Source organism: Microbacterium hydrocarbonoxydans, from assembly GCF_000956475.1.
Classification (GTDB): domain Bacteria; phylum Actinomycetota; class Actinomycetes; order Actinomycetales; family Microbacteriaceae; genus Microbacterium; species Microbacterium hydrocarbonoxydans_A.
Genome location: NZ_JYJB01000010.1, coordinates 1,108,641 through 1,120,795 on the forward strand (window position 1 = coordinate 1,108,641; position 12,155 = coordinate 1,120,795).

16 protein-coding genes are annotated in these 12,155 nt (G+C 68.6%); 8 read left to right on the forward strand and 8 right to left on the reverse strand.

Annotation, left to right across the window (positions count from 1 at the left end; translation table 11 throughout):
* Positions 1–54 precede the first annotated feature (54 nt).
* Together RS84_RS17900 and RS84_RS19390 are read right to left on the reverse strand one after the other, a co-directional pair.
* A complete protein-coding gene (locus RS84_RS17900) occupies positions 55–1,713 on the reverse strand; it encodes an ABC-F family ATP-binding cassette domain-containing protein (RefSeq protein WP_045259062.1) in 1,659 nt (552 codons plus the stop codon).
* A gap of 48 nt (positions 1,714–1,761) precedes the next feature.
* Positions 1,762–1,932: a hypothetical protein gene (locus tag RS84_RS19390; protein WP_160298191.1), complete on the reverse strand. Its 171-nt coding sequence runs from the start codon at positions 1,930–1,932 to the stop codon at positions 1,762–1,764.
* 103 nt (positions 1,933–2,035) lie between these two features.
* Here RS84_RS19390 and RS84_RS17905 point away from each other — a divergent pair, with 103 nt between their 5' ends.
* Complete coding sequence (locus tag RS84_RS17905) at positions 2,036–2,380, forward strand: LysR family transcriptional regulator (RefSeq protein ID WP_052676433.1); 345 nt, start codon at positions 2,036–2,038, stop codon at positions 2,378–2,380.
* 18 nt (positions 2,381–2,398) lie between these two features.
* Here RS84_RS17905 and RS84_RS17910 read toward each other — a convergent pair whose 3' ends face one another.
* From RS84_RS17910 to RS84_RS17925, 4 genes are all read right to left on the reverse strand, one after another.
* Entirely contained in the window at positions 2,399–2,965 is a 567-nt protein-coding gene (locus RS84_RS17910; protein ID WP_045259063.1) for an alpha/beta fold hydrolase, read from the reverse strand.
* A 105-nt stretch (positions 2,966–3,070) separates the two neighbouring features.
* Positions 3,071–3,736, reverse strand: a complete 666-nt coding sequence (locus tag RS84_RS17915) for a cation transporter (RefSeq protein ID WP_235281525.1) — start codon at positions 3,734–3,736, stop codon at positions 3,071–3,073.
* A gap of 11 nt (positions 3,737–3,747) precedes the next feature.
* Positions 3,748–4,107: a Cd(II)/Pb(II)-sensing metalloregulatory transcriptional regulator CmtR gene (gene cmtR / locus RS84_RS17920; RefSeq protein WP_045259065.1), complete on the reverse strand. Its 360-nt coding sequence runs from the start codon at positions 4,105–4,107 to the stop codon at positions 3,748–3,750.
* 48 nt (positions 4,108–4,155) lie between these two features.
* On the reverse strand, positions 4,156–4,980 hold the full coding sequence (locus RS84_RS17925) for an Fpg/Nei family DNA glycosylase (RefSeq protein ID WP_045259066.1): 825 nt from the start codon (positions 4,978–4,980) through the stop codon (positions 4,156–4,158).
* A gap of 105 nt (positions 4,981–5,085) precedes the next feature.
* On the opposite strand from RS84_RS17925, the gene RS84_RS17930 reads away from it, so the two are divergent.
* Both RS84_RS17930 and RS84_RS17935 read left to right on the forward strand, forming a co-directional pair.
* The gene (locus RS84_RS17930) at positions 5,086–5,811 is read left to right on the forward strand and encodes an HXXEE domain-containing protein (protein ID WP_045259067.1); all 726 of its coding nucleotides are present in this window, start codon (positions 5,086–5,088) and stop codon (positions 5,809–5,811) included.
* A gap of 39 nt (positions 5,812–5,850) precedes the next feature.
* Entirely contained in the window at positions 5,851–6,312 is a 462-nt protein-coding gene (locus tag RS84_RS17935) for an ASCH domain-containing protein (protein ID WP_235281526.1), read from the forward strand.
* Here the strand turns inward: RS84_RS17935 and ychF are convergent.
* A complete protein-coding gene (gene ychF / locus RS84_RS17940) occupies positions 6,302–7,375 on the reverse strand; it encodes a redox-regulated ATPase YchF (protein WP_045259068.1) in 1,074 nt (357 codons plus the stop codon). The genes RS84_RS17935 and ychF overlap by 11 nt on opposite strands.
* Positions 7,376–7,407: 32 nt before the next feature.
* Positions 7,408–8,148, reverse strand: a complete 741-nt coding sequence (locus RS84_RS17945) for a class I SAM-dependent methyltransferase (RefSeq protein WP_045259069.1) — start codon at positions 8,146–8,148, stop codon at positions 7,408–7,410.
* A gap of 59 nt (positions 8,149–8,207) precedes the next feature.
* Between RS84_RS17945 and RS84_RS17950 the strand changes: the two genes are divergently transcribed.
* From RS84_RS17950 to RS84_RS17970, 5 genes are all read left to right on the forward strand, one after another.
* Positions 8,208–8,801, forward strand: coding sequence for a 3'-5' exonuclease (locus RS84_RS17950; protein ID WP_045259070.1), 594 nt, complete (start codon positions 8,208–8,210; stop codon positions 8,799–8,801).
* Between the two features lie 121 nt (positions 8,802–8,922).
* The gene (locus tag RS84_RS17955) at positions 8,923–9,459 is read left to right on the forward strand and encodes a hypothetical protein (RefSeq protein ID WP_045259071.1); all 537 of its coding nucleotides are present in this window, start codon (positions 8,923–8,925) and stop codon (positions 9,457–9,459) included.
* Positions 9,456–9,752, forward strand: coding sequence for a hypothetical protein (locus RS84_RS19395; protein ID WP_045259072.1), 297 nt, complete (start codon positions 9,456–9,458; stop codon positions 9,750–9,752). The genes RS84_RS17955 and RS84_RS19395 overlap by 4 nt, the downstream gene beginning before the upstream one ends.
* Entirely contained in the window at positions 9,749–11,563 is a 1,815-nt protein-coding gene (locus RS84_RS17965; RefSeq protein ID WP_045259073.1) for an alpha/beta hydrolase, read from the forward strand. Before RS84_RS19395 ends, RS84_RS17965 begins: the two co-directional genes overlap by 4 nt.
* Positions 11,560–12,102, forward strand: a complete 543-nt coding sequence (locus tag RS84_RS17970) for a hypothetical protein (RefSeq protein ID WP_045259074.1) — start codon at positions 11,560–11,562, stop codon at positions 12,100–12,102. The genes RS84_RS17965 and RS84_RS17970 overlap by 4 nt, the downstream gene beginning before the upstream one ends.
* Positions 12,103–12,155: the final 53 nt, after the last annotated feature.

Sequence of the window (12,155 nt, forward strand, 5' to 3'; positions counted from 1 at the left end):
GTCGACTCGCCGCTCTATCCATCGGCACACCGCAACTCTCGGTGCACGCTGCGCTCAGAGTTCTTCGACCCGCCCCGCTTCGACGTGCCAGCGTCGTTCGGTCTGCACCGTCGCCAGCATCCGTCGATCGTGCGTCACGAGCAGGAGCGTGCCGTCGTACGACTCGAGGGCCTGCTCCAGCTGCTCGATCGCGGCGAGATCGAGGTGGTTCGTCGGCTCGTCGAGCACCAGGACATTGGTGCCGCGTGCCTGCAGAAGAGCGAGAGCAGCACGGGTGCGCTCCCCGGGCGACAGCTCCTCGACGGGCCGGTTCACGTGATCGGCTTTGAGCCCGAACTTGGCCAGCAGCGTGCGCACCTCTTCGATCACCATCTCGGGGACGAGCGCCGTGAACGCGGTGGCGAGGGCCTGCTGTCCCACGAGAAGCGACCGCGCCTGGTCGATCTCGCCGATCTGCACACTCGCGCCCAGGCTCGCCGTCCCCTCATCGGGCCGCTGCCGGCCGAGAAGCGCGCGCAGCAGCGTCGACTTGCCCGCACCGTTCGGGCCGGTGATGCCGATGCGGTCCCCCGCGTTCACCTGCAGCGACACCGGGCCGAGCGTGAAGTCTCCCTGGCGGAACACCGCCGAGCTGAGCGTGGAGACGACCGAGCTCGACCGAGGGGCCGACGCGATCGTGAACTCCAGACGCCATTCCTTGCGCGGCTCCTCGACCTCTTCGAGCCGTGCGATCCGGCTCTCCATCTGGCGGACCTTCTGCGCCTGCTTCTCGCTCGACTCGCTCGCCGCCTTGCGCCTGATCTTGTCGTTGTCCGGCGCCTTGCGCATCGCGTTGCGCACGCCCTGACTCGACCACTCGCGCTGGGTGCGGGCGCGACCGACGAGGTCTGCCTTCTTCTCGGCGTATTCGTCGTACTTCTCGCGCTGATGGCGTCGTGCGGTCTCGCGCTCTTCGAGGTAGGACTCGTAGCCGCCGCCGAAGACACGATTGCTTCCCTGAGCGAGGTCGAGTTCGAGCACGCGGGTCACGCAGCGGGCGAGGAACTCGCGGTCATGGCTCACCAGGACCACGCCTCCCCGCAGCCCTCGCACGAATCCTTCGAGTCGTTCGAGACCGTCGAGGTCGAGGTCGTTCGTGGGCTCGTCCAGCAGGACGATGTCGAATCGCGAGAGAAGCAGGGCGGCCAGGCCCACGCGAGCAGCCTGTCCGCCCGAGAGCGAGGTCATGAGCGCGCCTTCGGCACCGTCGAGATCCAGGCCGAGATCGGCCAGCACGGCGGGAATGCGCTCGTCGAGGTCGGCGGCGCCGCTGGCGAGCCAGCGTTCCAGGGCAGCGGAGTAGGCGTCCGCCGGGTCGACGCCGGGTGCCGCCAGAGAGGGGTCGCCGAGGGCGACCGCGGCGGCATCCATCTCGCGCGCCGCCGGCCCGCAGCCTGTGCGCCGGGCGATGTACTCCGCGACCGTCTCTCCGATGACGCGCTCGTGCTCCTGAGGAAGCCACCCGACGAAGGCGTCTGCCGGGGCGAGCGCGATGCTTCCCGCCTGAGGCGTGTCGATGCCCGCGAGCAGCCGGAGGAGTGTGGACTTGCCGGCGCCGTTCGCTCCGACGACTCCGACGACATCGCCCGGGGCGACGGTCAGATCGAGGGAGTCGAAGAGGGTGCGATGGCCGTATCCGCCGGCGAGGCCCTGAGCCACGAGTGTTGCGGTCATGAGTCCATCCTGTCAGCGTCGGCTCCTGGCCCCGCGCTGGGCAGGCCTTCAGCCGGAGTTGCGGCTGTGATCCTCGAGGTCGGGACGGGCACGGTACACGTCGGCGATCTCCTCCTCTGGGCGAGGGGCGATGCTCTCGTCATCCTCGAGCTCGGGAACCGACGGCTCTCCCGGCGCCGGTACGTGGTCGGGGTGCGAGGACCCCTGCGAGTCGGACATGGCGAACCCCTTCCGTCGGTGACACGCCCAGCGTACGCCGAATGGCGCGGGCCGCGTACGCTGGAGGACTGTCCGCGTTCCGCGCGGGAAAGGAGCGGATGCCGTGAAGATCATCGACCTCCGGCGGTTCGTCGCCGTCGCCGAGGAGCTGCACTTTCCGCGCGCCGCGGCGGCGCTGGGCATCCCGCTGGCCTCGCTGTACTCGTCCCTCGAGAAACTCGAGACCGAGGTCGGGCATCCGCTGATCACGCGCGGTGGTGACACCAAGCTGACCCCGGCCGGAGTCCTGCTGCTCGGCGAGGCCCGCGAGAGGATCGCGGCGGCGCCCGCGCCCGCGGCGAAGCCGATCGTCCCGGCCGGAGGCAAGGCGAAGGCGTCGAAGGGAAAGGGCAGAGCCCCCGTCGTCAAGGGACAGCCGAAGCCCTATAAGAAGCGCCAGGGGCGCTAGCAGCCGACGCTCCGCGCGTCAGTCCCAGTCGAGGTACTCCTCGATCACGACCGCGGTCTCGATCGGGTGGTGCATGGGGAAGAGGTGATCCCCGGGGATCGGCTTGATGCTCGCGCGGTCGGGGGCGGTCGAGCGCAGACGCTCGGCGTTCGCCGCCGGGGTCACAGTGTCGTCATCACCCTGCACGATGAGCACCGGGATCGAGGGGGCGATCGGGATGTCGACGTCTTCGACGCCCAGCATGAGCAGGCCGTTCGCGCGGTCCGGGTGGGCGGACACCAGAGCCCGGGCGACGGTTCCGCCGAATCCGTGACCGCCGAACCACGAGTCCTGGATGCCGACGTGGTCGACGACGGCGAGCGCGTCGGCGACGCGGTCGTCGGAGGTCGCCTCGGCGGCACCCGAGCGGTGGCCGATGCGCAGCACGTGGAATCCCGCTTCCTCTGCGAGGTAGTGCGCGACCACGCCCAGGACGTCCGCCGCCAGCCCGTACTCCTGGATCAGAACGAGCTTGACCGGTCCGTCGCCTTCGTCGACGAAGGGGATGGCACGGCCTTCGGGCTCGAAGATCTGGGTCTCGGTCATCGGGTGCGGCTCCTCGCTCGGCGTTCAGGGGTCGAATCCAGCGTAGCTTGAGCCGCTCAGACGCTCGATCCTCGTCTGGCACGGGCAGAGGCACAGGCGATCCGCTCAGCGACAGCATCCGTCGTCGCAGCCGTCCGCTTCGCGCTCCCCTGTGAGCGCTGCGACGGGCACCACGCAGCAGGCGTCGCCCTTCCACGCCTCGACGCCCTCGCGCACCGCGACTACGGCGATCACAAGAGCGGCCGCCGCGTCGGCCCACACCCAGCCGAAGACGCTGTTCAGCAGGAGCCCGACGAGAAGAGCCGCACTCAGATACGTGCAGATCAGCGTCTGCTTCGAGTCGGCGACGGCCGAAGCCGAGCGGAGCTCGCGCCCGGTGCGACGCTCGAACCAGCTCAGGAACGGCATGACGACGAGACTCAGGGCTGCGAGTGCGATCCCGACAGGGGAATGCTCCGGCTCGCGCAGGCCGGCGAACGACAGCACGGCATCGACCGAGACGTAGACCGCCAGTGCGAAGAACGACACGGCGATGATCCGCAGCGCGGTCTTCTCGCGTTTATCCGGGTCCCGAGCAGAGAACTGCCAGGCCACTGCGCAGGCGGAGAGCACCTCGACAACGGAATCAAGACCGAACCCGACCAGCGCGGCCGACGACGCGACGGCACCGGCGAGCACGGCGACGATCGCCTCGACGATGTTCCAGGCGATCGTGATCGCGACGACGGTCCTGATCCGTCGGCGCAGCACGTCGCGACGGTCAGACTCCACGACGACCGCCGTCACTGCGCGACTCCCGCGTCACAACATCCAGGAACGGCACATCGCGTATCGGTGCACGGAGCACTCCGGTCCACTGCCAGCGTCACGTCGACGAGTGCAGTGAGCGCGGCAGCAAGGTGCGCGTCGGCGATCTCATATCGCGTCCGTCGCCCCTCGGACTCCGCGACCACGATGCCGCAGTCACGCAGGCACGCGAGATGGTTCGACACGTTCGTGCGCGTCAGCTCGAGATCCCGCGAGAGCTCTGCGGGATGGCTGGGTCCGTCGAGCAGCGTCATCAGGATGCGGGACCGCGTCGGGTCTGCCATCGCACGGCCGAGTCGGTTCATGACATCGAGGCGACTTGCAATGGTCAGCATACGCTGACTATACAGCGTAAACTGACCAATCACGAGGCAACCGGCAGATCAGGTGCCGGCGTGCTCCGGCTGGCAATGCGGACAGAACTGCGCTGATGCGCCGCCGAACATGCGGTCGACGATCGGCGTCGCGCAGACAGGGCATGGTTCTCCCCCGCGGCCGTGCACCGCCATGGCCGCGACCTTCGCCTGTTTGAGCCGGTCCGGCGGCAATCCTCGGCGATCCGCGACCGCATCCCCCATGATGTCGACGATGGCGCGGTAGAGCCGCTCCCTGTCGCCGCCGCCGAGAACCGCAGCGTGCACAGTCGGCGACAGCTTCGCCGCGTGCAGGATCTCATCCGAGTAGGCGTTCCCGATCCCCGCAAGGGATGCCTGCTCCTGCAGCAGCGCCTTGATCTGCTTCCGGCGCGCCCCGAGCGCACGCTCCAGGTCTTCACGAGAGAAGTCGGGCGAGAGCGGATCCGGCCCGAGCGCCGCGATTCCGGCCACATCGGTCGGAGCATCCGCCACCGATGCCGTGACGGCGAGGAAGTCCCCCGTGTCGACGACCCGCATCACTGCACCGTCATCGAACACGATCCGAGCGACTTCGGGCACCGGCTCATCGCTCGAGGGCTCGCCGGCGGCCTGCCATCGGATCCAGCCGTTGCGGCCGAAACCGATCATCAGCCACCCGGCCGACGTCTCGAACCCGACATGCTTGCCGAAGCGGCTCATGCCGATGATCCGGGCACCGACGAGCGACGCCGGCGGCCGATCACGCGTCTTGACGATGCGGAACTCGGCGATGTCGAGCTCCGCGATCACACGGTCGTGGACCCTCCCGTCAAGGAACTCGACGAGAGCCTGCACCTCCGGAGACTCTGGCATGCGTCAATCGTCGCACCGGGCGCCGACATCGGGTAGCACGGGCTCGGATGCGAGCCTTCCACCGCGGACATTCGGTGGGCTGCGCCCGGGCCCTAGGATGTGAGCGTGTTCGGGTGGTTCGACTATGCGTGGCCCTGGCTCGGGTTGTGCTTCGCCGGCGTCATCGTCGTCTTGCTTTTCGGCACCGACCTGCTGCGCGCGGACGCCCGTCGCCCGCGGTGGCGAGACCCTCGATGGCTGTCGTTCCTGTCCGTGGCGACGTACATGCTGCACAACGTCGAGGAATACGGCATCTCCGCGACCGGCGTCGAGCACGCGTTCCCGGACTCCCTCTGCACGGTGCTCGACCAGCCGCCGTACCCAGACTGTGCGCTGCCCACCGCATTCTTCCTCTTCGTCAACCTTCCGCTCGTCTGGGTCGCGGCGCCCCTCGCGGCGCTGTTCGCCGGCAAGCGACTGATCGGCCTCACTCTGTGGGGCGTCATCGCGATCAACGCTCTCGTGCATATCGTTCCCGCGATCGTCTCTCGCGAGTACGACCCTGGCCTGCTGACGGCGATCCTGCTCTTCGTGCCGCTGAGCGCCTGGGCTCTGCTGGCGACGACCGGGCGTCACGGTCCGTTCCGCCGGATCGCGATCCTGCCGGTGCTGCTCTCCGGCGTCATCATGCACGCGGTCCTCGCCGGCAGCGCTCTGCTCTTCCTGCGCGGCGCGATCACGGCGCCCCTGCTGCTGGCTCTGCAGTCCATCGGGATCGCCCTCGGCTATGGGCTCGTGTCCCTCGCGGGCCGCCGAGCAGTCACGCCGAAGACCCACGAGGCGATGACCTGAGCGAAGTCCGCTCCACATCGGACGGGGCAGAATGGTGCCGTGGATCACGCTCAGCAGATCGAACGGTTCTGGCAGTCGACAGGGATGCGCATCGACGCGTCGGTGCCGCTCGCGTGGTCGTTCGGCGACTCTCCCGCACTCGCCGATGAGCTGCTCGAGCTCACGCTGCGGGGCGAGAAGACGGCGATGGCGAGCGCTCTCTGGGAATTCGAGATCGACGGCGACCCCCTTCCGCAGCCCGGCGAGCTCGCGATCGTCCTCGACGGTGCGGGTGCGCCACGCGCACTCATCCGCACGACGGAGGTGGAGATCGTCCCTTTCGAGGACGTCTCGCCGGAGCACGCCGCTCTCGAGGGCGAAGGCGACCGGTCGCTGGACTACTGGCGAGCCGAGCACGAGCGGGCGTGGCGCGGCTCGCTCGAGCACACACCCTACGACTTCGACACGAAGATGCCGGTCGTCTGCGAGCGGTTCGAACTGCTGTCCCCGCTCAGTTGTTGAAGCGGAACTCGACCACGTCGCCGTCCTGCATGACGTAGTCCTTGCCTTCGAGACGGGCCTTGCCCTTGGCGCGGGCCTCGGCGACCGAGCCGGTCTCGACGAGATCGTCGAACGAGATGACCTCGGCCTTGATGAAGCCCTTCTCGAAGTCGGTGTGGATGACGCCGGCGGCCTGCGGCGCCTTCCAGCCCTTGCCGATCGTCCAGGCACGCGCTTCCTTCGGCCCGGCGGTCAGATAGGTCTGCAGACCGAGGGTGTCGAATCCGATGCGGGCGAGCTGATCGAGACCCGATTCGTCCTGTCCGGTCGACGCGAGCAGCTCTGCAGCGTCTTCGGGGTCGAGGTCGATCAGCTCGGACTCGATCTTCGCGTCGAGGAAGATCGCCTTCGCCGGAGCGACGAGAGCGGCGAGCTCCTCCTTGCGCGCAGCATCCGTCAGCACGGCCTCGTCGACGTTGAAGACGAAGATGACCGGCTTCGAGGTGAGCAGGCCGAGTTCGCGGATCGGCGCGAGGTCGAGGCCGGAGACCGACAGCAGGATGCCGCGCTCGAGCGCATCCTTCGCGGCCACGGCGGTCTCGAGGACGAGGGGCTCGATCTTCTTGCCCCGGACCTCCTTCTCGTACCGGGTGATGGCCCGGTCGATCGTCTCGAGGTCGGCGAGCATGAGCTCGGCGTTGATGGTCTCCATGTCGGATGCCGGGTTCACCGCTCCATCGACGTGCACGACGTCGTCGTCGGCGAATCCGCGCACGACCTGAGCGATCGCATCCGCTTCTCGGATGTTCGCGAGGAACTTGTTGCCGAGGCCCTCGCCCTCACTCGCGCCGCGCACGATGCCGGCGATGTCGACGAACGACACCGCCGCAGGCAGGATGCGCTCGCTGCCGAAGATCTCCGCGAGCGTGTTCAGACGCGGGTCTGGCAGGTTGACCACGCCGACATTGGGCTCGATCGTCGCGAACGGATAGTTCGCCGCGAGCACATCGTTCTTGGTCAGAGCGTTGAAGAGGGTGGACTTGCCGACGTTGGGCAGGCCGACGATCCCGATAGTAAGAGCCACGGGAGTCGAGTCTACCGGCGCGGATGCTGCGGCTACTCGCGCACCGACCGGAACGCGCGCGTGACATAGGGCAGATCGATCGTCGCGTCAGCGTGCAGACCGAGCTCGTCGAACAGCGCGTCCATCTCGACGCGGATACGGGTCTTCTCCTCGGGTGATGCCGTGATGATGTAGCTGCGAGACGCGGCCATCGCGTGCAGCTGCTCACGCGTGATCGGGCGCACCCACTCCCACGAGGCCTCCTCCAGCGCGCCGAACGGCGCGGCGACGACCGGTCCGCCGTCGGCGAGCATCACCTCGGCGTTGCTTCCGTGCATGATCTCGGTGAGCCGGCGCACCCAGTCCTCGCGCTCGTCGCGGATGTTCCAGATCAGTCCGAGCACTCCCCCGCTGCGCACGACCCGGCCGATCTCGGCAGACGCGGCCACCGGATCGACCCAGTGCCAGGCCTGCCCGAGCACGACCGCGTCGACGGACGCACCGGGCAGCGGAAGCGATTCGGCCGAGCCGAGGAATGTCGGCACGCCGGGGGTCGTCGCTCGGAGGGTCGCCAGCATCGCGGGGTCCGGGTCGATCGCCACGACTTCCGCGTCGGGCGCCTTCGCGAGCACCCGCGTGAGCTTGCCCGTTCCCGCGCCGACGTCGGCGATGCGCCGCGATCCCGCGGGCATCGGCTCGAGCATCCAGGCGACCGCCCCGAAGTGGTAGTCGGGCCGGCCCGCTTCATAGTTGTCGGCCTCTGCTCCGAACGAGGTCGCCTTCTCGTCAGTCATGTCGTCAGCCTACGGCGAGTCTTCCGGGACCGCTGCGCCCCCGGGGAGAAGGTGGAGAGGTGCCACTGGACTTCACAGCGATCGACTTCGAGACAGCGAACTCCAGCCCGGCATCCGCCTGTTCCGTGGGTCTCGTGCGTGTGCGCGACGGTCGCGTCGTCGCCACCGCGAGCTGGCTGATCCAGCCGCCCGCAGGCCACGACGAGTTCCAGGAGTGGAACGTCCGGATCCACGGCATCCGCCCCGAAGACGTGCTCGGCGCCGATTCGTGGGTCGCGCAGTTCGACCGGCTGTGCGGGTTCGCGGGCGCCGACGTGCTGGTCGCCCACAACGCCGGATTCGACGTGAACGTGCTTCGCCGGGCGTCGGAGGTCACCGACCTCGTCTGCCCTCCGTACCGCTCGCTGTGCAGCCTGCAGGTCGCCCGCAAGACCTACGACCTCGACTCCTACCGGCTCCCGAAGGCCGCGGCCGCCGCAGGCTTCGCCGAGTTCTCGCATCACGACGCTCTCGCCGACGCCCGCGCCTGCGCGCAGATCGTGATCGACGCGGCGCGCCTCGCCGGAGCCGCTGACGTCTTCTCGCTCGCGCAGGCGCTCGGCCTGCAGATCAAGGAACCGGCTCCGGCGCTCCTCGAGCGCGCCGTGGCCTGACGCCGCCGAGCACCGTCACCCGTCGCCGCACCCGCGCACGAAACCGCCTTGGGGAGTCCTCCCCCTCGGCTCCGATGCGGAGCGCCCCTAGCATGAAGACAGCCAAGCCGAGGGGGGCTCGATGTCGAACGCCGACGCAGAATCCGTGATGGACGATCCGTTCTGGTCCGTGGTGCGACGACGGCATCCCGATCTCGACATCGTCATCCTGCCGCCGGAACCTGCGACGGCCGGGGAATCAGGACTTCCGCTCCGGGCCCCGGAGCCGTTTGCCGGGCTCGAGACGTCGGAAGCGGATGACAGCTGGGCGCGGCTGGTCGGACACGGGATGCCGGTGCCGGCGAGTCGATGGATCCCCGGGCCGACCCGCGACTCGGTGCGTCACACCGTCACGCTGACGCTCGACGGCGTCAGCCGAACCGCCGGCATCGGCCACCTCCGCGAGGCCGGCGACCTGCTCACGTCCGACGGCTGGCAGGTGTTCATCCCGCCCACCGGCATGCCGCGGGTCACAGCCGATCGCCCGGGCGAGCTCGGCGCGGAGAGCCTGCTGTTCGGGTACGCGCCCGAGACAGGGCGCCTGTTCCTGCGCCTCACATCGACAGGGCTGACCGTCGGCACGAGCCGCGCCCGCGAGCTGATCGGCTCGGCGTCATGACCGGGGGCGTGTGGTACGACCCGATGGCCACGGCCATCCTGATCCCCCGATGGGGCACACAGGCGTCACAGCTTCGCGCAGCCGCCGAAGGGCTGTCGTCCGCGTCGACAGGAGGACTCCCCTCGGTCGCTCAGGGCCCGTCGCGCGTCTTCCTCGAGATGTGGGAGACGACCGAGCGGAGAGCGTCCGTCGCCTCGGACGTGTACGCCGACGAGCTGCGGTCCACGCACGGAGCCTACACGAGCTTCGACGACGAGATCGCCGGCCGCATGGAACAGCTGGAAGCACGATGACGACGATCTACGTGCCCCCGACCATCGACCCCGTCGAGCGCCCCGAGGGCACGCCTGCCGCGGCCGAGACGCTGTCCAGCACCCTGCTGTCCAACGCAGCGCGGATCAGCGAGTTCGCCGAGGAGGCGGCCGCCCTCGCGTCTCCGAGCTACCTGTGGGTAGGGGATGCCGCATCGGCGTACTCCAGCCACGCAGCGGCGTTCGCAGAGAAGCACGAGCCCATGGCCGCCACCCTCAAGCGCGTGGCCCGCGGTGTGGACGTCTTCGCCGAGCAGCTGCGGACGCTCCTCAGTGACCACATCGACCTCAACGGCGAGATCTCCACCTACCGCCGAGACCGGAAAGACCTCATGGCGGATGTGGACGCCGCCGATGACGTGACCGAGGCCGAGATCGCGGTGCTGCAGGAGCGCGCGCGCCGCCTGACGACGCGGTACAGCTGGCTCGTGTCCGACATCTCCAGCTTCGGTCAGCGCGTGACCGCCAACGAGGACTTCCTCGTGCAGCTCTTCACCGGGGCTGACACCGCGGCCGAGGCGGGGCAGGCCGACGGAGGCATCGATCCGCTTGCCCTCGCCGCGATCGGAGGCATGCCCGCTGCCGGCGACGGCCCGAAGAAGATGGCGGAGTGGTGGGCAGGCCTCACCGAGGCCGAACAGGACGCACTGATCGCCGCGTATCCCGAGCGGTTCGGAAGCGCCGACGGCCTGCCGTCGTCGGCGCGCGACGACGCGAACCGGCTGCTGCTCGACAGCGACCTGACCGAGCTCCGTCTGAAGGAGGAGGCCGGAACGCTCACCTCCGACGAGCGACAGCGGCTCGAGAACGCGGAGGCGGCGGAGAAGGCCCTGAAGCTCGCAGACGACTACATCGTTCCCGGCACCGATGACAAGCCCGGCGGCACGCTGTGGCTGTACGACCCCGACGCGTTCGACGGTGACGGTCGCGTGGCGATCGGCGTGGGCGACCTCGATACAGCCGATGACGTGTCGATCCAGATCCCCGGCATCCGCACGGAGATGGATGATGCACCGTACTACGCGCAGCAGGCCGCCGACCTCTACGAGAGCGCACGGTACAACGGCGACGGCTCCAGCGTCGCCACACTGTTCTGGCTCGGGTACGACACTCCCGCAGGTGATCTGCTCGAATGGGGCGAGGTCCCGCTGGAGCGCTATGCGGCAGACGGAGGCGACCGCCTCGCAACCGCGGTGGACGGGCTGAGAGCATCTCGCGCAGACGACCCCGCACACATGACGGCGATCGGCCACAGTTATGGCTCGACGGCGACGTCCTATGCCGCGACCGAGCATGACCTCGCCGTCGAGGACATCGCTCTGGTCGGCAGTCCCGGTACCGGCCCGGCAGACAGCGCCTCCGATTTCAGCGTCGGCGCCGACCACGTCTACGTCGGCAGGAACAGCAGCGATCTCGTCGCGACTCTGGGCGACGAGGGATGGGTGGGTAAGGACAGGCTCTTCGACGCCGGACTCGGCACCGACCCCTCCTCAGAGGATTTCGGTGCGCACCGGTTCGAGGCGGAGGCCGTGGACCGTCAACGCGACACGGGAACTGCCCGAGGCTTCGGGTACGACGCTCCGCATTACAACACCGACGACCATGTCAAGTACTTCGACCGCGACAGTGAGTCGTTGTATAACCTCGGGCGTATCGTTGACGGGCAGGCAGACGACATAAATGCCGCGGAGCATTCATACGATCGATGGTGGGACTTCGCGCAGGATCCGGAAGCTGACCGCACCCCGACCGCGAAGACACCGGGAAGTTCGAAGACAGGGTATCGAGAATGAACATCCGGATCGCGGCCGCAGCAGCTCTCGCCCTCGTCACGCTGGTCATCAGCGGCTGCTCGGGGGCCCCCGATGACCCTCGCGCGGCGATCGAGGAGAAGGCGGCGACCATCGATGATGCCGCTCAAGACGTCCTGACGGCGCTCGCCGCCGCGGGACTCGCTGAAGCCAGTGCGACCGGGCGGCTGGAGCAATGCGGCGGGAGCCTGACCGGGTGGGGTGCTGAATACCACGCTGGCGCCAGCGCCAAAGTCGGCGAGAGCATGCAGGCCGCGGTCGACCAGGTCACTGCTGAGCTCAAGTCCCTGGGCTGGGACCATGTCGGCGACCTGGGCGGCGATTTCCCCACTGCGCGCCTTGAGCGCGGTGACGTCACGATCGATCTCAGCACCGGTGGCTTCACCGTGGGGGCGACCCGGTACCACGAGGACGATCTGTCGGTCAGCATCTGGCCCTTCTCAGCGTGCGTGAAGCTGCCCGAGGGAAAGACCGTGAGCGACTACGCGGAGTTCGAACGGAGCATCCCGCCCCGCGATTGATCCCTCTGGTCTTTCTGGGAGGCAGCGGCCGAGGGCCAAGCCGTCACGGCTCA